Origin of the sequence: Streptomyces sp. NPDC005195 (genome assembly GCF_040608315.1) — a bacterium.
GTDB lineage: Bacteria > Actinomycetota > Actinomycetes > Streptomycetales > Streptomycetaceae > Streptomyces > Streptomyces kaempferi.
In genome coordinates this window covers 243,450-263,605 of sequence record NZ_JBEXHZ010000002.1, presented here as the reverse complement: position 1 = coordinate 263,605, position 20,156 = coordinate 243,450, and the positions used below count along the sequence as shown (strand labels likewise).

The window sequence follows — 20,156 nt, the reverse complement described above, 5'->3', positions numbered from 1 at the left end:
GTCGGTGCGGGAGCGGGCAGTCCAGCACGACGCACTACGGCCCTGATGTGACGGGGGCGGACCCCGGTCCGGACGGAGGGGCGACCAGGGCGGGCGACTGCCCCGAGCGCCGCAGTGCGTCCGCGACGAAGCCGCCGGCCTTCAGCTCCTCGACGAGATCGCGGAGGAAGCGGACGGTCTCCGGACGGCGGTCCCTGGTCGTGCCGACCGCCTGCCGGATCTGCATGAACCGGTCCTCGATCAGCCGGAGTTCGGGATGGCTCGCGACGTACGCGGTCATCGGCTGCCGGATGCCGGCCGCCGCCTCCAGCCCCCCGGCACGGAACACGTCGACGCCTTCCTCCCCGCGTACGACGCTCGCGTGCCGCAGTGTGCGGGTGAGGAACAGGTCGTAGGCGGATCCGCGTTTCACCCCGATCCGTACGCCGGGACGGTCGACGTCGGCGGCGTGCGCGTGGTCCGCGTCGCGGGGCACGGCGTACACGCCCTCGATCACCACGTACGGCTCCGTGAAGGCGACCGCGGCCTCGCGGGCGGGCTCGACGGCCAGGAAGCAGAGGTCGGCCCGGCCCTCCGTCATCGCCTCGTAGGACGTGCGGGCCGCCTCGAAGCAGAGGAGTTCCACCGGAAGTCCCAGCCGCAGACCGATCTCGCGCGCGAGATCCACGGTGACGCCGGCCGGCGACCGTGGTGTGCCCCCGGCCAGCACCGGATTGCCCAGGTTGATCGAGGCCCGCAGGGTGCCGTGCGGTGCGAGATCCCGCGCGACGGCGGCGGCTTCGGTCGTCATACCGCGGAGTGTAGGCCGACGGCTTCGCGCCCCCGCCGGTCAACAGGTGCCCCAAGAGCCCCCGTTGATCTTCGCCATGCTGCACACTCCTTGCTGCACATGCCTTGCCGGGCAAGGGAAGCGGAAACACCAGGAGGTGTCATGCTGCAGATCAACACGAGCAAGGTGAGCCGCTGGGACCAGCACGGCCGCGAGCACGTCGTCCACGTCCAGCGGACGGGGATGCAGCGCACGATCAGGTGCGGTACCTGCGGCTGGCGCAAGAGCGCGCAGTTCCTGCCGTGGCTGAAGGCGGAGGAGCATCTCACCGAGGCCCACCAGGCGACGGTGGACCCGACGGAGGGCTGAGCACTCTCCGCCGGGTCCGTCGGGGCCGCCGGGTCCGTCTGTCAGGGGCGCAGGCCGCGCAGGACGAGGTCGACGACCGCCGTGAACTCCGCCTCGATGCCCGGCTGTTCCCATTCTCGGGCGTAGGCGGGGTCGTGGAAGCGGTTCGTGGCGTCGAAGAGCGCGCGGGCCGTCGCGGCGGCGCCGCCGTCCACGGCCGCGAAGTCCCCCTCGCGCACACCCCGGCCGACGATGTCCGTGAGCTGGCCGACGAGCTCCAGGACGTGTTCCTCGACCACGCTGCTGGTGTCGGCGAGCAGCACCGTGTACGTGGCGAACAGCTCGGGGTCGTCGCCCGCCTTGTGCCGCTTGGCGGCGAACAGCGCGCCGAACCACTGCCTGAGGGCCTCGGAAGGAGTCTCCTCCGTCGTCCCGGCGATCCGGGCCAGCGTCTGCGAGGTGCGGTCCAGCCAGCGCTTGGTGACCGCCTCCCGCAGCGCCGCCTTGGTACGGAAGTGGCGGTAGACGCTGCCGTGGCTGACACCGAGCGCGCGGGCCACGTCCACCACGGTGGCCTTCGCCGGGCCGTGGCGGCGCAGCACCTCCTCGGTCACTTCGAGGATGCGCTCGGCGGTCAGGGTCTCGCTGGTCGGTGGTGCCATGACGACGACCGTACCCGGCGGTACCGTCAGCGCTCCGTGCCGAGGTGGCCCATCTGCGCCCGCGGGTAGCGGTCGCCCGCGGCGGCGCCGTCCGGCACGGCCTCCTCGATGGCGGTGAGGTCGGCAGCGTCGAGGGTGACGTCCAGGGCGCCCAGCGCCTCCGACAGCCGCTGCCGGGTGCGGGCGCCGACCAGCGGCACGATGTCCTCGCCGCGCGAGAGCACCCAGGCGATGGCGATCTGGGCGACGGAGACGCCCTTCTGCTCGGCGACCTTGCGCAGCGCCTCGACGAGGGTCAGGTTGTGCCGCAGGTTCTCGCCCTGGAACCGGGGGCTCATCGAGCGGAAGTCGTTCGCGCCCAGCTGTCGCTCCGCGGTGAAGTGGCCGGAGATCAGGCCGCGGGAGAGCACGCCGTACGCGGTGACCGAGATGCCCAGTTCGCGGGTGGTCGGCAGCACCTCGTCCTCGACGCCCCGGGAGATGAGCGAGTACTCGATCTGCAGGTCGCTGATGGGAGCGGTGGCGGCGGCCCGGCGGATGGTGTCGGCGCCGACCTCGCTGAGGCCGATGTGCCGGACGTGGCCCTTCTCGACCAGTTCGGCGATCGCGCCGACCGTCTCCTCGATCGGCACGCCGGGGTCGGCCCGCGCGATCCGGTAGACGTCGATGTGGTCCACGCCGAGGCGCTGGAGGGAGTACGCGGCGAAGTTCCTCACCGCGGCGGGGCGGCCGTCGTAGCCGCTCCAGCCGCCGTCCGGGTCGCGCAGCGCGCCGAACTTGACGCTGGTCAGGGCCTGTTCGCGCAGAGAGGCGGGGGCGGTGCGCAGGGCCTCGCCGATGAGCATCTCGTTGTGGCCCATGGCGTAGAAGTCGCCGGTGTCCAGCAGAGTCACGCCGGCTTCGAGTGCGGCGTGGACGGTCGCGATGGACTCGGCCCGGTCCGCGTCGCCGTACAGCGCGGACATGCCCATGCAGCCGAGGCCGAGGGCGGAGACCTGGGGGCCGGTCGTTCCGAGGGGGCGGGTGCGCATGAAGGTTCCTTGGGTTCGGGGGTGGGTGGGTGCCGTACAGGTGACCCGTACCCACCATGACATGACAGCTGACAGATTTCAATATCTGTCAGCTGTCACATGTCAGCCGTGGCGCCGACCCCTCGCCCGCCATCGCCGCCATCGCCATCACCACCGCGACCGCCACCATCACCGCGACCGTCGCGCCCGACACCATCACCACCACCGCCATCCCCATTTGGTCCAGACCTATTGACGACAGGTCTGGACCGCGCGCACTGTCATGCATGCGACACGCCCCCTCCGCGTCCCCCACTCCAGGAGGCCCCGCATGATCCGCCGGAAGTTGCGCCTGCTCGCCGTCGCGCTGGCGGCCGCCGTCCTCGCCCCCCTGTCGGTCGCCGCCGCCCCCACCGCGTCCGCGGCCGACACCTGCGCCGTGAAGTCCCGCCCCGCCGGCAAGGTCCTCCAGGGCTACTGGGAGAACTGGGACGGCTCGTCCAACGGCGTCCACCCGCCCTTCGGCTGGACCCCGATCACCGACTCCCGTATCGCCGCGCACGGCTACAACGTGCTCGACGCGGCCTTCCCCGTCATCCGGTCCGACGGCACCGCGCTGTGGGAGAACGGGATGGACGCGGGCGTGAAGGTCGCGACGCCCGCGGAGATGTGCGCGGCCAAGGCGGCCGGGCAGACGCTCCTGCTGTCCATCGGCGGGGCCGCCGCCGGGATCGACCTCAGCTCCTCCGCCGTCGCGGACAGGTTCGTGTCGACGATCGTGCCCATCCTGCAGAAGTACAACTTCGACGGGATCGACATCGACATCGAGACCGGCCTGGTCGGCAGCGGGAACATCGGCCGACTCTCCACCTCCCAGGCCAACCTGATCCGCATCATCGACGGCGTGCTGGCCCGTATGCCGGCGAACTTCGGGCTGACCATGGCGCCGGAGACGGCCTATGTCACCGGCGGCAGCATCACGTACGGCTCGATCTGGGGCGCGTACCTGCCGATCGTCAAGAAGTACGCGGACAACGGCCGCCTGTGGTGGCTGAACATGCAGTACTACAACGGCAGCATGTACGGCTGCTCCGGCGACTCGTACTCCGCGGGCACCGTACAGGGCTTCGTCGCGCAGACGGACTGCCTGAACAAGGGGCTCGTCGTCCAGGGCACCACCGTCAAGGTGCCCTACGACAAGCAGGTCCCCGGCCTGCCGGCCCAGTCCGGGGCGGGCGGTGGCTACATGTCACCGAGCCTCGTCTCCCAGGCCTGGCACCACTACGGGACCGCGCTCAAGGGCCTGATGACGTGGTCGGTCAACTGGGACGGCTCGAAGAACTGGACGTTCGGGGACAACGTGAAGGCGTTGCAAGGCCGTTGAGACGCCACGAAGCCCCCGCCTCCCGTGGTCACGGGAGGCGGGGGCTTCGTCATCCGCCGGACGGCGGCCGGTCGGCCGGCCGCCGGTCGCCAGTCGGTCGGCGGCCGGTCAGCAGCCGATCAGACGGGACGCGAGGTAGCCCTCGATCTGGTCCAGCGACACGCGCTCCTGCTTCATCGAGTCGCGCTCGCGCACCGTCACCGCGTTGTCCTCGAGGGTGTCGAAGTCGACGGTGACGCAGAACGGCGTGCCGATCTCGTCCTGGCGGCGGTAGCGGCGGCCGATGGCACCGGCGTCGTCGAAGTCGATGTTCCAGTGCTGGCGCAGCGCGGTGGCCAGGCCCTTGGCCTTGGGCGACAGCTCCGGGTTGCGGGACAGCGGGAGGACGGCGGCCTTGACCGGCGCGAGGCGCGGGTCGAGGCGCAGCACCGTGCGCTTCTCCATCTTGCCCTTGGCGTTGGGGGCCTCGTCCTCGACGTAGGCGTCGAGGAGGAAGGCCAGCATCGCGCGGCCGACACCGGCGGCGGGCTCGATGACGTAGGGGGTCCAGTGCTCGCCGGCCTCCTGGTCGAAGTAGGACAGGTCCTGGCCCGACGCCTTGGAGTGCGCCTTCAGGTCGTAGTCCGTGCGGTTGGCGACGCCCTCCAGCTCACCCCACTCGTTGCCGCCGAACTGGAAGCGGTACTCGATGTCGGCGGTGCGCTTGGAGTAGTGCGAGAGCTTCTCGGCCGGGTGCTCGAACCAGCGCATGTTCTCCTCGCGCATGCCGAGGCCGGTGTACCAGTTCCAGCGCTCCTGCATCCAGTACTCCTGCCACTTCTCGTCCTCGCCCGGCTTGACGAAGAACTCCATCTCCATCTGCTCGAACTCGCGGGTGCGGAAGATGAAGTTGCCGGGCGTGATCTCGTTGCGGAAGGACTTGCCCATCTGCCCGATGCCGAACGGCGGCTTGCGGCGGGAAGTCTGCTGCACGGAGGCGAAGTTGGTGAAGATGCCCTGCGCGGTCTCGGGGCGCAGGTAGGCGACGGAGCCGCTGTCCTGCGTGGGGCCGAGGTGGGTGGAGAGCAGGCCCGAGAACTGCTTGGGCTCGGTGAAGGTGCCCTTGTTGCCGCAGTTCGGGCAGTTCAGGTCGGTGAGGCCGTTCTCCGGGAGGCGGCCGTGCTTCGCCTCGTACGCCTCCTCCAGGTGGTCGGCGCGGTAGCGCTTGTGACAGGAGGTGCACTCGGTGAGCGGGTCGGTGAAGGTGGCGACGTGACCCGACGCGACCCAGACGTCGGTGGCCAGGATCACCGACGAGTCGAGGCCGACGACGTCCTCACGGGAGGTGACCATGTAGCGCCACCACTGGCGCTTGATGTTCTCCTTGAGCTCGACGCCGAGCGGGCCGTAGTCCCAGGCGGCCTTCTGTCCCCCGTAGATCTCACTGCACGGGAAAACGAAGCCACGGCGCTTGCTCAGGCTGACGATGGTGTCGATCTTGTCGGCGGCCACGATGCTCTCTTCAGTACGACGGACGGCGCGAATGACTCAGGTTACCGGCGCCGCCCACCCTCGTATCAAATCGGTTCGGTGACCACCCCGCTCGGCCCGCCGTTCACCGAGGACTTACCGAGGGCTTGTTGACAATCGTTTCCAGTTTTGTTGAAAATGACTGTCATGAACGTACGACGACGCCTCATATCCGGGTCCGCGGCGCTGGCGGCCACCACCCTCGGTCTCTGCACCCTCTCCGCCTGCTCCGGCTCCGCCGCGGCCGACGGCGGGAACGGCGGGAAACTCGACGTCGTGGCGTCGTTCTACCCCCTGCAGTACCTCGCCGAGCAGATCGGCGGGACGCACGTGCACGTGACGAGTCTGACCCGGCCCGGCCAGGAGCCGCACGACCTGGAGATCAGCGTCCGGCAGATCGTCCAGCTCGAGTCGGCGGACGCCGTCGTCTACCTCAAGAACCTGCAGCCGGCCGTCGACGACGCCGTGGCGCAGTCCTCGGTCAGGACCAAGGTCGACGCCGCGTCGCTGACCACGCTGGAGAAGCACGGCAACGAGGTCGGCGGGCACGCGGCCACGCACGACAGCTCCACGGGCGAGGAGGCGGGCTCCGCCGACCCGCACATCTGGCTCGATCCGGTGAGATACGCCGAGGTCGCGAGCGGCGTCGGCAAGGCCCTGGAGAAGGCCGACCCGAAGCACGCCGCGGACTACGGGAAGAACACCGCGGCCCTGCTGAAGAAGCTCTCCGCTCTCGACACCCGTTACCGGACCGGGCTGGCGAACACCAGGACCAAGGTCTTCATCACCACGCACGCCGCCTTCGGCTACCTCGCCGAGCGCTACGGCCTCACCGAGGAGGCCATCAACGGCCTCGACCCGGAGTCGGAGCCCAGCGCGAACCGTGTGAAGGACCTTGAGAGGATGGCGAAGGCCGACGGCGTCTCGACGGTCTTCTACGAGACGCTCGTCAGCGACAGGACCGCCAGGACCATCGCCGGCGACGCGAAGCTGAAGACGGACGTCCTCGACCCGATCGAGGGCATCACCGACAAATCCAAGGGCAGCGACTACCTGCGGGTCATGGACGCGAATCTGAAGGCGCTGCGGACGGCGCTGGGCGCCAAGTGATCCCCATGACCCCCGTGATCCCCGGTTCCAGGAGGACAGCGTGAGCGAGTCCGTCATATCCCTGCGCGGCGTGACCGCCGAACTGGGCTCGCGCCCCGTCCTGCGTGGCATCGACCTGACCGTGCGCCGCGGCGAGGTCGTCGCACTGCTCGGAGCGAACGGCTCCGGCAAGTCGACGGCCATCCGCAGCGTCATCGGCCAGGTCCCGCTCAGCGGTGGAGAGATCGAGATCTTCGGCACCCCGCGCCGCCGCTTCCGCGACTGGAAGCGGGTGGGGTACGTCCCGCAGCGCACGACCGCCGCGGGCGGCGTGCCCGCCACGGTGACCGAGATCGTCGCCTCCGGCCGGCTCTCCCGTGCCCGCTTCGGCGTGCTGCGCAAGGCCGACCACCAGGCCGTACGCCATGCCTTGGAGCTCGTCGGCATGGCGGACCGCGCCAAGGACTCGGTGAACGCCCTGTCGGGCGGCCAGCACCAGCGCGTCCTGATCGCCCGCGCCCTCGCTTCCGAACCCGAACTGCTGATCATGGACGAGCCGATGGCGGGTGTCGACCTCGCGAGCCAGGAGGTGCTGGCGCAGACGCTCAGGGAGCAGGTGGCGGCGGGCACCACCGTCCTCCTGGTCCTGCACGAACTGGGCCCCCTGGAGCCGCTGATCGACCGCGCCGTCGTCCTGCGTGACGGCTGCGTCCTGCACGACGGCCCGCCCCCGCGGGCGGTCGGCCAGCACGCGCTGCCCGGCCACGACCACGTACACCCGCACGCGGCTCACGACGCCGAACCCATCCGGACGGGACTGCTGAGCTGATGGACTTCCTGAACTACGACTTCATGCAGCGGGCGCTGCTCTCCGCGGTCCTGGTGGGCATCACCGCGCCCGCCATCGGCATCTACCTCGTGCAGCGCCGCCAGGCCCTGCTGGGCGACGGTATCGGTCATGTCGCGATGACCGGTATCGGCCTCGGCTTCCTGCTCTCGACCAACCCCGTGTGGATGGCGACGGCCGTCTCGGTCCTCGGCGCCGTCCTCATGGAGCTGATCCGCTGGTACGGCAGGACGCGCGGCGACATCGCGCTGGCGATGCTCTTCTACGGCGGTATGGCGGGCGGCGTGATGCTCACCAGCCTGGCGGGAGGGACCACCGCCAACCTGACCTCGTACCTCTTCGGCTCCCTCTCGACGGTGAGCGAGTCCGACGTGACGGCGATCTGCCTGCTCGCCGGCTTCGTCGTCCTGGTCACTCTCGGCCTGCGCCGCCAGTTGTTCGCGGTCAGCCAGGACGAGGAGTTCGCGCGGGTGACGGGGCTGCCGGTGCGCGCGCTGAACCTGCTCACCGCTGTCACGGCGGCGGTCACGGTGACCGTCGCCATGCGCGTCGTCGGCCTGCTGCTGGTGAGCGCGCTGATGGTGGTCCCGGTCGCGGCCGCCCAGCAGCTCAGCCGCAGCTTCGCCGCCACCTTCGCGATCGCCGTGGCGATCGGGGTGAGCGTGACGATCGGCGGGACGGTGACCTCGTTCTACCAGGACGTGCCGCCCGGCGCGACGATCGTGCTGCTGACCATCGGGGGGTTCATCGCGCTCACCGCGCTGGCGACGCCGATCGCCCGGCGCCGGGCGCGGGCCGCGGCGGCCGGGCAGGTGCCGGGGGACCCGGCGGAGTGCGTGATTCCGGCCGGCCGCACCCCGGAACGCAAGGTCGGCGTCTGACCACGCACAGTCCGGGCTGGCACAATGGCCGGGCAAGGGCAGACGTGAGGAGGCAACGGTGACTACCGCTGGATCGCCCGTTCGGGGCCGCTCCACCCGGCAGCGCGCCGCCGTGGCGGCGGCGCTCGACGAGGTGGACGAGTTCCGCAGTGCGCAGGAGCTCCACGACATGCTCAAGCACAAGGGTGACTCCGTCGGGCTCACCACCGTGTACCGCACGCTGCAGAACCTCGCCGACGCGGGCGAGGTGGACGTGCTGCGCACCTCCGACGGCGAGTCCGTCTACCGCCGTTGCTCCAGCGGCGAGCACCACCACCACCTCGTCTGCCGGGTCTGCGGCAAGGCGGTCGAGGTGGAGGGCCCGGCCGTCGAGAAGTGGGCCGAGGCGATCGCGGCGGAGCACGGCTATGTGAACGTCGCGCACACCGTGGAGATCTTCGGCACCTGTGCGGAGTGCGCCGCCGCGAACGCCTGAACCCCGGAGGGGATCAGACGCGCGTCAGGTTGCGGTCGAGGATCGCCCGCAACCGGTCGACGTCCTCGGGAGCGCGCACGGCGCGCTTGGGCAGCATCGTGAAGCCGACGGCGTTCTTGTCGGGGCTGATCATGACGAAGATGTCCGCCGCCTCCCGGTAGCGGGGCTGCGCGACCCAGTTGAGCGCCGTGGTGGAGTTGTCCGTGCGCACCGTCACCCCGGCGTCCGTGACGGTCACACGGAACGTGCCCTGGCGCTCCGCGAGCCGGTGGAACTGGCGGGCCATGAGCCAGGGCGACAGCAGCGTCAACGGCGCGAAGGCGACAAGCCAGATCACGGGATACACGGACGCGTCCTGTCCGGCCACCGCGAGCGCGGCGTCCAGCGCGACCACGACGGCCGCGCCGCCCAGCACCCAGTACTGCCGCCGGCCCGCCCTGCTGACACCTCTGCGCGCCCTCAGCGCCGACGACAGGTCCCCGACGGTCGGCCGGTACTCCAGCTCGACGGCGTCGACCCCGTACTCCGGCGACTGCTCCGGCGACTCCCGCTGCCGCGCGATGCCCTGGTCCTCGACCACGGCCCCTCCCCAGTTCGGTGGTGATGAGCCGTGATCGTAGCGCCGGACTCCGGCAACGCCGCGGGGGGCGGGTATTACGACCCGTCGCCCCGCATGTCCCGCTCCATCGCGAGCAGATCCTCGTTCGGGACGGCCCCACCGAAGCGGCGGTCGCGCTGGGCGAACTCCACACAGGCGCGCCACAGGTCACGGCGGTCGAAGTCCGGCCACAGGACGTCCTGGAAGACCATCTCGGCGTAGGCGCTCTGCCAGAGCAGGTAGTTGGACGTGCGCTGCTCGCCGCTGGGACGCAGGAACAGGTCCACGTCCGGCATGTCCGGGTAGTACAGGTACTTCGCGAAGGTCTTCTCCGTGACCTTGTCCGGGTCGAGCCGGCCGGCCCGCACATCCTCCGCCAGAGCCTGCGCCGCGTCCGCGATCTCCGCGCGGCCGCCGTAGTTCATGCAGAAGTACAGAGTGAGCCGGTCGTTGTCCTTGGTCTGCTCCTGGGCGACCTGGAGCTCCTTGGCGACCGACTTCCACAGCTTGGGCATCCGGCCCACCCAGCGCACCCGGATGCCGAGGGCGTCGAGCTGGTCACGCGTCTTGCGGATGAAGTCACGGTTGAAGTTCATCAGGAAGCGCACCTCGTCGGGCGACCGCTTCCAGTTCTCGGTGGAGAACGCGTACAGGGAGATGGCCCCGACCCCGGCCTCGATCGCACCCTGCAGCACGTCCAGCACCCGCTCGGCGCCGATCTTGTGCCCCTCGGTGCGGGGCAGCCCGCGCTCCTTGGCCCACCGGCCGTTCCCGTCCATGACGATCGCGACGTGGTTGGGGACCAGCTCGCCGGGGAGCTTGGGCGCGCGGGCACCCGACGGGTGCGGCTCCGGCGTCTCGTACTCGCGGCGCTGACGCCCCAGGAACCCGCGTACCACCATGTGCTTCTCGTCTCCCTAGGTCTTGCGTCCGTTGCCCTGCATCACTTCTCGACGTACCGCAGTGAGCGCAGCCCGCGCTCCAGGTGCCAGTGCAGATAGGCCGAAACCAGCCCGCTGCCCTCCCGGACGAACCGCGGCTCGCACGCGTCCGCGGTCTCCCAGTCTCCCGTGAGCAGTGCGCCCAGGAGTTCGAGGGCCCCCGCCGAGGGTACGACGCTGCCGGGCACCCGGCAGTCGACGCAGACGGAACCTCCCGCGGCGACCGAGAAGAACCGATTCGGTCCCGGCATCCCGCACTTGGCGCAGGCACTGAAACTGGGCGCGTAACCGTTCACGGCGAGAGAGCGCAGCAGGAAGGCGTCGAGGACGAGGTGGGGTTCGTGCTCGCCGCGGGCGAGGGTGCGCAGCCCCCCGACGAGCAGCAGGTACTGCTGCACCGCGGGCTCCCCCTCGTGGTCCGTGAACCGCTCGGCGGTCTCCAGCATGGCCGTCCCGGCCGTGTACCGCGCGTAGTCCGTCACGATCCCGCCGCCGTACGGGGCGATCGTCTCGCTCTGTGTGCACAGCGGCAGGCCACGCCCGATCAGGTCGCTGCCCCGTGCGAAGAACTGCACGTCCACGTGGGAGAAGGGTTCGAGGCGCGCCCCGAACTTCGACTTGGTGCGCCGCACGCCGCGCGCCACGGCCCGTACCCGTCCGTGACCGCGCGTGAGCAACGTGATGATCCGGTCCGCCTCACCCAGCTTCTGGGTGCGCAGCACGATGCCGTCGTCGCGGAACAGGCTCATGGGGTCCATTCTCGCTTACGGCTCCCGCGACCCGGCCCGGGCGGCCCCCTTTCGTTCCGCCCGCTCCCGTCGCCCCCTTCAGGGGACCTCACCGCGGCTGCGCGCGTTGGCGTACGCGGTGGCCGCGCTGAGCCGTTCCGCCGGGGTGGCCCGGCGCACCGCCCCCGGATCGCAGTCCCACTCCCGGCCGCCGCCCAGCGGTCTCAGCTGTACATACGGCCCCACGTGTCCCATGACCATCCCCACCCTTCCGCTGCCCACGTCCACGGCGTACGAGCCGACCGGCGGCCCCGGCGACGGCTTCACCGCAGCGCCGCCCGGTCGGTCCGGTGCGGCGGCAACGTAATTCCGGCCTTCTTCCGTGTTGCCCGCGGTGCCCTCAATTCCTTCACCGTTACCTCCGCCTCTTCGGCGCGGGGCGCCGAGTGCTGTGCCCTCACCCTGTTCCCCGGACTTTCGGAGTTTCACGCTTCGCGTCTCCGTAGTGCCACTGTGCACCTACACTCGGCAGGAGTCTGTCCTCCACAAGTGCTGCACGTCATAGGACGTTTGACCTGTGGCCAAGGGTGCACGACAGACGGTGTGCGATTTCCTTCCTGAACCGCGCCGAACAGCTCGAACGGCCCATTCGCAAAACACGTTCGGATGCGTCATCGCGAATCGAAAAAACCTGGAACCCGATGGTCCTTTCGAGTGCGGCGTGCTGAATCCGACGGTGGGCGGCGGCTTAGTGACCGTGCGGGGTATTTCATGGCGTTCCCCCGTTCCCCGTGCCGCGACGATCCGCCGGCGGCCTACGGCGGCGACGCTCTCGCCCGTTCCGGCGCCCTTCGGCGGCCGGTGGCCGGCACCGGTCCCGCCTCATAGGCGATGATCACCGAATGGACCCGGCCGCGGGCGTCCGGTTCGGACAGGAGCCGGGTCGGACAGGTCTTCGCCGTGGCGACGCCGGTGAACAGCCGCTCGGCGGTGCGGGCGGTGGTGTCGGTGCTCGTCGCGGTGGTCGCGGTGGACCACCGCGCCGCGTGAGAGGCCGTACGGGCAGGCGCGTGCGGCGATGTCGGCCGGCGGCCGTACTGTGCACCCAACGCCGTCTCGCATCACCCGCACTGGAGGAACCATGTCCGCGAGCGCCCGTCTCGTCACCACGCTCGCCGGCCCGCTGGACTCGGCCACGGCCGGCGCTCCGGACGTGCTGTGCCTGCCGGACCGGACACTCGTCCTGCAGAGCGACGACGCTCAACTCGCCGCGTACGACCTGGCCGAGGCGCTCGCGGGCGAGGCCGCGGTGGCACGCTTCCCGGCGCCGTGGCGACGCCGCTTCGGTACGCGCACGGTCGCGCCGGGCCTGGATGTCGCCGTCTTCGCCGGCGTCCACGCGATACGGGCGGTGGACGGACACGGCGTGACCCTGTGGGAGGTACGGCACGGCTGCTGGGAGGGCGGCTGCCGGGAGTCGCACACCTCCGTCGACGAATACGCCGACAGCCGCGACCACTTGTACGCCGACAGCGGCTCGGCGGTCTTCTCGGCGGACGGCAAGCTCGTGTGGGCCCATGTCCGCGGACCGCTGGCCGAGGACGGCGAGGACCCTGAGGTGCTCGACGAGTGGCTGGTGCTCGACGCGGCCGACGGGACGGTGCTCGGGGAGGCCGACGCGCAGACGGTGGCCGCCGGTTCGGACCACGTGTCGCATCCGGACCCGGGGCAGATGGGGCTGAGTGTCGGCGAGGGCCAGGACGGGGTGCCGCTGCTGTGGGGCCGCTGGGACGGCGAGCGGCTCTCCGTCGACCGGATCGGTGACGACGACCGGATCCTGCTCGCGGTGAGTCCGTCCGGCGAGAGCTTCCTGACGGTCACGCACTATCAGGAACTCCTCGCCCTGCACCGGGCCGCGGACGGCTCGGTCGTCTCCGAACTGGACGCCGAGGAGGCCGTCGGGCCCCATCCCGCGCTCCCCCCGGAGAACGACGAACCCGAGGTGCACTGGGACTACTACGCCGGTTTCCTCGACGAGCACACCGTCATCACGGGCACGGTCGAGGCCGACGAGGAGTTCGGGGCGGGGCGGCACTGGCTGGTCGACGTGCGTGACATGCGCCTGCTCGGCGAGGTCGGCTATCCGTTCCCGGTATCCGGCGTTCCCCTGGCCCTGGGCGACGGCAGCTGGTGCACGGTCGACGAGGACACGAACGAACTCCAGGTGTGGCGGCTCGACATCTGAGCCGGGGTCCGGGGCGGCTCCGGGGCCTCGGCGGGACCCGGGGTCCCGCCCCGTGCCCCGCCTCGCCCCACGGCCGGGGTCAGCTCACCCCGCGTGACTCCTGCGCCGCCCTCGCCTCGATCCCCCGGAAGTGGTCGGCCATCGCGCGCTGCGCGGCCTCGACATCGCGGGCACGCAGCGCCGTGACGATGTCCCGGTGGCGGCGGACGGTCACCTCGGGTGCCGGGTCGTCCGTCCAGCCGCGGACACCGGCGACCCGGCTGAAAACCGTCCAGAAGGCGCCGAGCAGTTGCGGCACCAGCGCGTTGCCCAGCGGGGCGTACAGCAGTTCGTGGAATTCCCGGTCGAGTTCGGGGAAGGGGCGATCCGCGCGGCCCGCCTCCTCCATCTCGGCCACGACCGCTTCGAGCCGGTCGAGTTCCGTCTCGGTGAGCACCGCCGCGACCCGGTGTATCAGCCCCTCCTCCAGGACCTCGCGGACCTGGAGGATCTCGGCCAGCGCCCCGGTCTCGCTCGTGTCGTCCTGCCGGGCGAGTGTGCGGAAGGTGAGGCCGTCGGCGAAGGGGGTCAGGGAAGCCTGGCCGACATAGGTGCCGTAACCGTGCCGGATATCGACTATGTCGAGCGCCTGCAGGGCCTTCAGGGCCTCGCGGACGGAGTTGCGGCTGACGCCGAGGCCGCTCATCAGCTCCGTCTCGGTGGGCAGCGGGGCGCCCGCCCGGAGCTTGCGGTCGAGGATCAACTGCATGACCTCGCGCTGGATCTGGCTGCTCACCCGGCGCTCGGGCCTGCGCCGGCTCCCGGTCTCCTCGGCCATGCGCCGCATCGTACGCTCACTGGACATCCGACGTCCCACCTCCGGGCGGATTCAGCACCAACTACCCGTATGTCAAGGCTTCATTGGTCGCACCTCTGGAAGATACGCCATTCGTGTGCGAGCCCTTGACCGCTCTCACAGCTCCTCCCTATGGTCACGCTGCCCCTATGACGTAGGACGTCGTATCTCTGCCTCTCGGACCACCTCTCCCCACTGGAGGAACCGTGCGCGACGTGACCGACCTCCCGGCGCCGCACCGCCGGTCGTTCCTGAAGTACACGGGCGCGCTCGGCGCGGCCGCCGCACTCTCCTCGTCGCTGGCCGCCTGTTCGTCCGGCCCGCAGTCCACCAACGACACCGGCGGCGGGAAGGGCGGCAAGGACGCCACGCTCACCGCGGTCATCGGCTACGGGAACGACGGAAGCTGGGACCCCACCCAGACCGCGTCCGCCTTCTCCATGGCCGCCAACCACCACATCTACGAGGGTCTGCTCGACACCGACCCGATCTCGCGGGAGCCCTACGCGGCCCTGGCCACCGAGGTCCCCTCCGACCTCACCGGCACCTCGTGGACGTTCACGCTGCGGCCCGGGGCCACCTTCCACGACGGCAGACCCGTCACCGCCGACGACGTGGTCTTCGTCTTCGACCGGATTCTCGACCCGAACACCCAGACCCTCGCCAAGGGGTTCTTCGAGAGCTGGCTGAAGGAGGTCCGCAGGGTCGACGCCTCGACGGTCGAGCTGATCCTCAAGTTCCCCTTTCCCGACGGCCTTTCCCGGCTCACCCTGGCGAAGGTCATGCCGCGGCACGTCTTCTCCCGGCCGGGCGCCTGGGACGACGCGATCAAGGGGAAGGCGGTCGGCTCCGGGCCGTACCGGCAGACCGCCCACCACCCCAAGTCGAACACCACCTTCGAGGCCTTCGCCGGCTACAACGGCCCGCGTCCGCCCGCCTTCAAGCGGATGAACTGGCTGACGATCGTGGACGCGGCCCCGCGTGTCGCGAAGATCTCGGGCGCCAGCGCCGGCGCGCAGATCGCCGACAACATCCCGTACGCGAACATCGAGCAGCTCAAGAAGGGCGGCATGAGCGTCCAGGGCGGCGCGGGGATGAACAACCTCTTCCTGATGTTCAACACCCGGCACAAGCCCTTCGACGACGTACGGGTGCGCCAGGCGCTGCGCTACGCCGTCGACACCGGCAAGATGGTCGAGGTGGCCCTCAGGGGGCACGGCAGACCGTCGAGTTCGTTCCTCAACGAGGGCAACCCGGCCCACCGGCCCGCGAAGACCGTGTACGGGTACGACCCCGAGAAGGCGAAGAAGCTCCTGAAGGCCGCCGGGGTGTCGGGGCTCAAGGTCGACATCCTGGCGGTGAACGTCAGCTGGATCGTGGACTGTCTGCCGACGATCAAGGCGTCGTGGGACGCGATCGGCGTCGAGACCACGCTCTCGCCTCAGGAGACGACGGCCGTCTTCACCAAGATGGACCAGAAGCAGGACTACCAGGTCGTCGCCGCCGCCTCGAACCCCAACCAGTTCGGTCTCGACGCCGACCTGATCATGCACTACAACTACGGCCCGCAGAACCTGTGGATGCGGTACGCCCGCTGGGCCGACGACCCGGTCGCCCGCCGGCTCTTCAAGGACATGGACCTGGCGACGCGGGAGCCGGACCCCGACCGGAAGAAGGCGATGATCCAGGACTACGTCGACGTCGTCGCCGAACAGGCCGTGCTCTACCCGGTGGTGCACAACGAGCTGATGACGGCATGGGATCCCGGGAGACTCTCGGGGATCCGGGCCCAGCCCTACCCGGGCATCAACCTCCTCCAGGCCAAGTGGGCATGAGGCAAAAGGGAGTTCGCCGATGACGGCCGTCGTCCGCATCCTGACCCGCCGTATCGCCCTGCTCGTCCCGCTGTTGCTCGGCATCGTGCTGTTCGTCTTCCTGGTGATGCGTTTCTCGGACGTCGACCCGGCGTCCGCGTTCTTCCAGGGCGCCAACCCCACACCGGGGCAGCTGCACGACTTCCGGGAACGCAACGGCCTGCTCGACCCCTTCCCCGTCCGCTACGTCCACTTCGTCGGCGCTCTGCTCCACGGCGACCTGGGCACCAGCGCCCTGACCCGGGCGCCGGTCGTCGACCAGGTCACCACCGCACTGCCGCTCACCCTCCAGCTGACCTTCCTGGGCCTGGGCATCGCGGTGGTGCTGGCGCTGCTCGGCGGGGTCACCGCCGCGCTCCACCGTGACCGGCTGCCCGACCAGGTCATCCGGGTCGTGTCACTGACCGGGGTCGCGGCGCCGGGCTTCTGGCTGGCGCTGCTGATGATCCAGTACCTGGCCGTGGACCTGGGCTGGTTCCCGACCGGCGGATACGTCAACCCCGGTGACTCGCTGAGCGGCTGGCTGAGAACGATGACGCTGCCGGCCTTCGCGCTCTCCCTGCCGGTCGCCGCGCAGCTCACCCGGATCGTCCGTACGTCCGTGGTCGAGGAACTGGACAAGGACTACGTACGGACGGCGGTCGGGAGCGGCCTGCCGCCGCTGGTCGTGGTCGGGCGGAACGTGCTCCGCAACGCCCTGATCAACCCCCTCACCGTGCTGGGGCTGCGGGTCGGCTATCTGCTGGGCGGCGCGGTCGTCATCGAGACGATCTTCTCACTGCCCGGGATGGGCAAGCTGATGATCGACGCCGTGCAGAACGGCGACCCGGCCGTCGTCCAGGGGGTCGTCCTGACGACGGCCACCGGCTTCGTGGTCGTGAACCTCGTCATCGACATCCTGTATCTGCTGGTCAATCCACGCCTGAGGGACGCCGCTCGATGATCACCACGCGCAAGAGCCTCGCGGCGGCCCTCTCCCGGCCCGGGATCCGGCTGCGCAGGCTTCCCGTCCTGTCCCGGATCGCCGTCTGCTTCCTGGCCGTCGTCGTCCTGCTGGCCCTGTTCGCCCCCCTCCTCGCCCCGCACGACCCGCTCGACCAGCAGCCGCGGGCCGACGGCAGCGGGCACCCCTCCGCCGGCCACTGGATGGGCCAGGACAGTCTCGGCCGGGACATCCTCAGCCGGCTGATGTACGGCGCCCGCTGGTCCCTCGCGATCGGCCTCGGCGCCACCGCGCTGGCCCTGGTCGTGGGCGCGCTCCTCGGCGCGGCCGCGGCGACCTCCCGCAAGGCGGTCGACGAGACGCTGATGCGCTGCCTGGACGTGGTGATGGCGTTCCCCGGTATCGCGCTGGCCGCCGTCCTGGTCGCGGTCTTCGGCGGCGGCATCACGGTCCTGATCTGCGCCATCGCGTTCCTGTTCACCCCGCCGGTGGCCAGGGTCGTGCGGGCGAACGTGCTCGACCAGTACGGCGAGGACTATGTGACGGCCGAGCGGGTCATCGGTGCCCGGACACCGCACATCGTGCTGCGACACGTGGCCGTCAACTGCGCCGCCCCCGTCCTCGTGTTCTGCACCGTCCAGGTCGCGGAGGCGATCGTCTTCGAGGCGTCGCTGTCCTTCATCGGCGCGGGCGTCCGGCCGCCGGACCCCTCCTGGGGCAGTGTCATCGCGGACGGCAAGAACATGGTGCTCACCGGCGGCTGGTGGGCGACGGTCTTCCCCGGCCTGCTGATGCTCGTCACCGTGCTGTCGCTGAACGTCCTCTCCGAGGGGGTCTCCGACGCCTGGGCCGCGCCGCCCGCACGGGAGGTGGAGACCGGCGGGGACCGGCTGGAGACGCCGGAACCGGGCGGCGGAACGGTCCTCGAACTGCCGGATCTCGCGCAGGCGGCGGCCCGGCTGCGTTCCCGGGCCCGCCCGCTGCCCACCGGCCCGCCGGTGCTCCGTGTCGAGAACCTCGCCATCGGCTTCGACGCCCGGCACCGGGGCGTGGACATCGTCGACGGGATCGGATTCGAGGTTCGCCCGGGTGAAGTCCTGGGCCTGGTCGGCGAGTCGGGCTGCGGCAAGTCGCTGACGGCGCTCGCGGTGATGGGTCTGGAACCGCCGGGGGCCCGGGTGCGCGGCCGAGTCCTCTTCGACGGGACGCAGTTGGTGGGCGCGCCGGTGCGGGTGCGGCGGCGGCTGCTCGGCCACGAGATGGCGATGGTCTACCAGGACGCGCTGTCGTCGCTGAACCCGGCCATGACGATCCGGGCCCAGCTGAAACAGGTGGTGCGCAGGGGCGGCAGGCGCTCCCCCGCCGAACTGCTGTCGCTGGTCGGCCTCGACCCCGGCCGCACCCTGCGCAGTTACCCCCACGAGCTCTCCGGCGGCCAGCGCCAGCGCGTCCTGATCGCGATGGCCCTCTCCCGGGACCCCCGGCTGATCGTCGCCGACGAACCGACGACGGCCCTCGACGTGACCGTCCAGGCGCAGATCATCACGCTGCTCCTGCGGCTGCGCGAGGAGCTGGGCTTCGCCCTGGTCCTGGTCTCGCACGACCTGGCACTCGTCGCGGACGTCACGGACCGGGTGGTGGTGATGTACGGCGGCCGGATCGTGGAGACGGGCGTGACGGCGGACCTGGTCCAGTCGCCCGCCCACCCCTACACGCGGGGCCTGCTGGGCAGTGTCCTGTCCCTGGAGTCGGCGGCCACCCGCATGACACAGATCAGGGGAGTCGTGCCCTCTCCCGCCGACTTCCCGGCGGGCTGCCGGTTCGCCGACCGCTGTCCGTCGGCGACGGAGGTGTGCCGGACGACGAGACCCGTGCTGCTGGGCACCCCGGCGCACACGGCGGCCTGCCATCACCCGGCGGTGGTACTGACGACCACGGAGAGCGAGACCGTCTCATGACCGCACTCGTCCGGCTCGCGGACACCCACGTCGTCCACCGCGCCCGCAGCGGCGGCCCGTTCACCCGCGACCGGGTGTACGCCCTGACCGGCGTCGATCTCACCGTCGCGCCCGGCGAGACGGTCGGGGTCGTCGGCGAGTCCGGCTGCGGGAAGTCGACGCTCGCGAAGGTGCTGGTGGGCGTCCAGCGGCCGACGTCCGGCACGGTGACGTTCGGCGGCCGCGACCTCTGGTCGATGAAACCCGCCGAGCGGCGCGCGGCCGTCGGCGGCAGCACGGGCATGATCTTCCAGGATCCGTCGACGGCGCTGAACCGCCGGCTGTCCGTACGACGGATCCTGCGCGACCCGCTGGACGTGCACCGGCGCGGAACGCCGGCCGGACGCGAGCTGCGGGTGCGGGAGTTGATGTCCCTGGTGGGTCTGCCCCGGGCCCTGACGGAGGCCCTGCCGGGGCAGCTCTCCGGCGGCCAGCGCCAGCGGGTGGCCATCGCGCGCGCCCTCGCCCTGGACCCGGACCTGGTGGTGGCCGACGAGCCGACGAGCGCGCTGGACGTGTCGGTCCGCGCCCAGATCCTCAACCTCCTGCTGGACCTCAAGGAGCGGCTCGGGCTCGCGCTCGTGTTCGTCTCGCACGACATCCAGACGGTCCGCAGGATGAGCGACCGGGTGGTCACGATGTACCTCGGCCGGATCGTGGAGGAGTCCCCGGCCGCCGACGTCACCGACCGGGCGCGGCACCCGTACACCCGGGCGCTCTTCTCGGCCACGCCGGGTCTGCTGGCACCGATCGACCCCATCCCCCTGGCGGGCCCGGTGCCCTCGGCCACCCGCCCGCCCACCGGCTGCCCCTTCCGCACCCGCTGCTGGAAGGCGGACGACACGTGCGCGTCCGCCATGCCGGACTTCACGGCCGCGTCGAACCCCGGACACCGATTCCGGTGCCACCATCCTGTGGAGGAGGGCGAGTCGACACGCGACCTGGTGGCACAGGCCGTGGCGGTCTCTCCCCCCGTGGCCGACATCCCCGCCCAGCATCACCAGCATCAGCCCTAGGGAGC

22 protein-coding genes are annotated in these 20,156 nt (G+C 70.7%); 12 read left to right on the top strand and 10 right to left on the bottom strand.

The genetic code is table 11. From position 1 onward, the window contains the following. Positions 1-34: 34 nt before the first annotated feature. On the bottom strand, positions 35-790 hold the full coding sequence (locus ABZV34_RS03770; RefSeq protein WP_356271112.1) for a transporter substrate-binding domain-containing protein: 756 nt from the start codon (positions 788-790) through the stop codon (positions 35-37). 141 nt (positions 791-931) lie between these two features. Here ABZV34_RS03770 and ABZV34_RS03765 point away from each other — a divergent pair, with 141 nt between their 5' ends. Next, on the top strand, positions 932-1,138 hold the full coding sequence (locus ABZV34_RS03765; RefSeq protein WP_356271111.1) for a hypothetical protein: 207 nt from the start codon (positions 932-934) through the stop codon (positions 1,136-1,138). Positions 1,139-1,179: 41 nt separating this feature from the next. Here ABZV34_RS03765 and ABZV34_RS03760 read toward each other — a convergent pair whose 3' ends face one another. The 3 genes from ABZV34_RS03760 to ABZV34_RS03750 form a co-directional block, all read right to left on the bottom strand. Further along, the gene (locus ABZV34_RS03760) at positions 1,180-1,779 is read right to left on the bottom strand and encodes a TetR family transcriptional regulator (RefSeq protein WP_356271110.1); all 600 of its coding nucleotides are present in this window, start codon (positions 1,777-1,779) and stop codon (positions 1,180-1,182) included. 26 nt (positions 1,780-1,805) lie between these two features. Continuing rightward, complete coding sequence (locus ABZV34_RS03755) at positions 1,806-2,810, bottom strand: aldo/keto reductase (RefSeq protein WP_356271109.1); 1,005 nt, start codon at positions 2,808-2,810, stop codon at positions 1,806-1,808. A gap of 88 nt (positions 2,811-2,898) precedes the next feature. Beyond that, complete coding sequence (locus ABZV34_RS03750) at positions 2,899-3,021, bottom strand: hypothetical protein (RefSeq protein ID WP_356271108.1); 123 nt, start codon at positions 3,019-3,021, stop codon at positions 2,899-2,901. Between the two features lie 99 nt (positions 3,022-3,120). Between ABZV34_RS03750 and ABZV34_RS03745 the strand changes: the two genes are divergently transcribed. After that, positions 3,121-4,173, top strand: a complete 1,053-nt coding sequence (locus tag ABZV34_RS03745; protein ID WP_356271107.1) for a chitinase — start codon at positions 3,121-3,123, stop codon at positions 4,171-4,173. A gap of 108 nt (positions 4,174-4,281) precedes the next feature. On the opposite strand, the gene ABZV34_RS03740 is transcribed toward ABZV34_RS03745, so the two are convergent. Beyond that, positions 4,282-5,664, bottom strand: a complete 1,383-nt coding sequence (locus ABZV34_RS03740) for a glycine--tRNA ligase (RefSeq protein ID WP_356271106.1) — start codon at positions 5,662-5,664, stop codon at positions 4,282-4,284. A gap of 165 nt (positions 5,665-5,829) precedes the next feature. On the opposite strand from ABZV34_RS03740, the gene ABZV34_RS03735 reads away from it, so the two are divergent. Genes ABZV34_RS03735 through ABZV34_RS03720 form a run of 4 tightly spaced genes read left to right on the top strand, consistent with a single transcriptional unit; the run spans position 5,830 to position 8,974 of the window. Then, positions 5,830-6,792, top strand: a complete 963-nt coding sequence (locus tag ABZV34_RS03735) for a metal ABC transporter substrate-binding protein (RefSeq protein ID WP_356271105.1) — start codon at positions 5,830-5,832, stop codon at positions 6,790-6,792. A gap of 40 nt (positions 6,793-6,832) precedes the next feature. Next, positions 6,833-7,600, top strand: coding sequence for a metal ABC transporter ATP-binding protein (locus tag ABZV34_RS03730; protein WP_356271104.1), 768 nt, complete (start codon positions 6,833-6,835; stop codon positions 7,598-7,600). Then, complete coding sequence (locus tag ABZV34_RS03725; RefSeq protein ID WP_356271103.1) at positions 7,600-8,499, top strand: metal ABC transporter permease; 900 nt, start codon at positions 7,600-7,602, stop codon at positions 8,497-8,499. The genes ABZV34_RS03730 and ABZV34_RS03725 overlap by 1 nt, the downstream gene beginning before the upstream one ends. A gap of 58 nt (positions 8,500-8,557) precedes the next feature. Next, on the top strand, positions 8,558-8,974 hold the full coding sequence (locus tag ABZV34_RS03720) for a transcriptional repressor (protein ID WP_356271102.1): 417 nt from the start codon (positions 8,558-8,560) through the stop codon (positions 8,972-8,974). Positions 8,975-8,987: 13 nt separating this feature from the next. Here the strand turns inward: ABZV34_RS03720 and ABZV34_RS03715 are convergent, their stop codons facing one another. The 4 genes from ABZV34_RS03715 to ABZV34_RS03700 all read right to left on the bottom strand — a co-directional run bounded on the left by ABZV34_RS03715 (position 8,988) and on the right by ABZV34_RS03700 (position 11,568). Then, positions 8,988-9,554 carry a YcxB family protein gene (locus ABZV34_RS03715; protein WP_356271101.1) on the bottom strand — a complete coding sequence of 189 codons (567 nt, stop codon included), beginning with the start codon at positions 9,552-9,554 and terminating at the stop codon, positions 8,988-8,990. Between the two features lie 74 nt (positions 9,555-9,628). After that, positions 9,629-10,474, bottom strand: a complete 846-nt coding sequence (locus tag ABZV34_RS03710) for an isoprenyl transferase (protein WP_356271100.1) — start codon at positions 10,472-10,474, stop codon at positions 9,629-9,631. A 41-nt stretch (positions 10,475-10,515) separates the two neighbouring features. Continuing rightward, positions 10,516-11,262, bottom strand: a complete 747-nt coding sequence (gene recO, locus ABZV34_RS03705; protein WP_168528019.1) for a DNA repair protein RecO — start codon at positions 11,260-11,262, stop codon at positions 10,516-10,518. 78 nt (positions 11,263-11,340) lie between these two features. Then, positions 11,341-11,568 carry a hypothetical protein gene (locus ABZV34_RS03700; RefSeq protein WP_356271099.1) on the bottom strand — a complete coding sequence of 76 codons (228 nt, stop codon included), beginning with the start codon at positions 11,566-11,568 and terminating at the stop codon, positions 11,341-11,343. A gap of 564 nt (positions 11,569-12,132) precedes the next feature. Between ABZV34_RS03700 and ABZV34_RS03695 the strand changes: the two genes are divergently transcribed. Together ABZV34_RS03695 and ABZV34_RS03690 are read left to right on the top strand one after the other, a co-directional pair. Next, positions 12,133-12,291 carry a hypothetical protein gene (locus ABZV34_RS03695; protein ID WP_356271098.1) on the top strand — a complete coding sequence of 53 codons (159 nt, stop codon included), beginning with the start codon at positions 12,133-12,135 and terminating at the stop codon, positions 12,289-12,291. Between the two features lie 91 nt (positions 12,292-12,382). Next, complete coding sequence (locus ABZV34_RS03690) at positions 12,383-13,486, top strand: hypothetical protein (RefSeq protein WP_356271097.1); 1,104 nt, start codon at positions 12,383-12,385, stop codon at positions 13,484-13,486. Positions 13,487-13,565: 79 nt separating this feature from the next. On the opposite strand, the gene ABZV34_RS03685 is transcribed toward ABZV34_RS03690, so the two are convergent. Beyond that, positions 13,566-14,312, bottom strand: a complete 747-nt coding sequence (locus ABZV34_RS03685; RefSeq protein ID WP_356271240.1) for a FadR/GntR family transcriptional regulator — start codon at positions 14,310-14,312, stop codon at positions 13,566-13,568. Positions 14,313-14,527: 215 nt separating this feature from the next. Here ABZV34_RS03685 and ABZV34_RS03680 point away from each other — a divergent pair, with 215 nt between their 5' ends. Genes ABZV34_RS03680 through ABZV34_RS03665 form a run of 4 tightly spaced genes read left to right on the top strand, consistent with a single transcriptional unit; the run spans position 14,528 to position 20,151 of the window. Next, positions 14,528-16,156: an ABC transporter substrate-binding protein gene (locus tag ABZV34_RS03680; protein ID WP_356271095.1), complete on the top strand. Its 1,629-nt coding sequence runs from the start codon at positions 14,528-14,530 to the stop codon at positions 16,154-16,156. A gap of 19 nt (positions 16,157-16,175) precedes the next feature. Continuing rightward, entirely contained in the window at positions 16,176-17,138 is a 963-nt protein-coding gene (locus ABZV34_RS03675; protein ID WP_356271093.1) for an ABC transporter permease, read from the top strand. Continuing rightward, positions 17,135-19,096 carry a dipeptide/oligopeptide/nickel ABC transporter permease/ATP-binding protein gene (locus ABZV34_RS03670; protein ID WP_356271091.1) on the top strand — a complete coding sequence of 654 codons (1,962 nt, stop codon included), beginning with the start codon at positions 17,135-17,137 and terminating at the stop codon, positions 19,094-19,096. The genes ABZV34_RS03675 and ABZV34_RS03670 overlap by 4 nt, the downstream gene beginning before the upstream one ends. Then, positions 19,093-20,151, top strand: coding sequence for an ABC transporter ATP-binding protein (locus tag ABZV34_RS03665; RefSeq protein ID WP_356271089.1), 1,059 nt, complete (start codon positions 19,093-19,095; stop codon positions 20,149-20,151). The genes ABZV34_RS03670 and ABZV34_RS03665 overlap by 4 nt, the downstream gene beginning before the upstream one ends. The last annotated feature ends 5 nt before the right edge of the window (positions 20,152-20,156 follow it).

Excerpts from the sequence above, each read along its gene's own strand:
- ABZV34_RS03750 (WP_356271108.1), bottom strand. The coding sequence starts at position 3,021 with ATGGCGGTGGTGGTGATGGTGTCGGGCGCGACGGTCGCGGTGATGGTG.
- ABZV34_RS03690 (WP_356271097.1), top strand. The coding sequence starts at position 12,383 with ATGTCCGCGAGCGCCCGTCTCGTCACCACGCTCGCCGGCCCGCTGGAC.
- ABZV34_RS03665 (WP_356271089.1), top strand. The coding sequence starts at position 19,093 with ATGACCGCACTCGTCCGGCTCGCGGACACCCACGTCGTCCACCGCGCC.
- ABZV34_RS03735 (WP_356271105.1), top strand. The coding sequence starts at position 5,830 with ATGAACGTACGACGACGCCTCATATCCGGGTCCGCGGCGCTGGCGGCC.
- ABZV34_RS03685 (WP_356271240.1), bottom strand. The coding sequence starts at position 14,312 with ATGCGGCGCATGGCCGAGGAGACCGGGAGCCGGCGCAGGCCCGAGCGC.
- ABZV34_RS03695 (WP_356271098.1), top strand. The coding sequence starts at position 12,133 with ATGATCACCGAATGGACCCGGCCGCGGGCGTCCGGTTCGGACAGGAGC.
- ABZV34_RS03765 (WP_356271111.1), top strand. The coding sequence starts at position 932 with ATGCTGCAGATCAACACGAGCAAGGTGAGCCGCTGGGACCAGCACGGC.
- ABZV34_RS03745 (WP_356271107.1), top strand. The coding sequence starts at position 3,121 with ATGATCCGCCGGAAGTTGCGCCTGCTCGCCGTCGCGCTGGCGGCCGCC.
- ABZV34_RS03760 (WP_356271110.1), bottom strand. The coding sequence starts at position 1,779 with ATGGCACCACCGACCAGCGAGACCCTGACCGCCGAGCGCATCCTCGAA.
- ABZV34_RS03670 (WP_356271091.1), top strand. The coding sequence starts at position 17,135 with ATGATCACCACGCGCAAGAGCCTCGCGGCGGCCCTCTCCCGGCCCGGG.
- ABZV34_RS03710 (WP_356271100.1), bottom strand. The coding sequence starts at position 10,474 with ATGGTGGTACGCGGGTTCCTGGGGCGTCAGCGCCGCGAGTACGAGACG.
- ABZV34_RS03725 (WP_356271103.1), top strand. The coding sequence starts at position 7,600 with ATGGACTTCCTGAACTACGACTTCATGCAGCGGGCGCTGCTCTCCGCG.
- ABZV34_RS03675 (WP_356271093.1), top strand. The coding sequence starts at position 16,176 with ATGACGGCCGTCGTCCGCATCCTGACCCGCCGTATCGCCCTGCTCGTC.
- ABZV34_RS03770 (WP_356271112.1), bottom strand. The coding sequence starts at position 790 with ATGACGACCGAAGCCGCCGCCGTCGCGCGGGATCTCGCACCGCACGGC.
- recO (WP_168528019.1), bottom strand. The coding sequence starts at position 11,262 with ATGAGCCTGTTCCGCGACGACGGCATCGTGCTGCGCACCCAGAAGCTG.
- ABZV34_RS03755 (WP_356271109.1), bottom strand. The coding sequence starts at position 2,810 with ATGCGCACCCGCCCCCTCGGAACGACCGGCCCCCAGGTCTCCGCCCTC.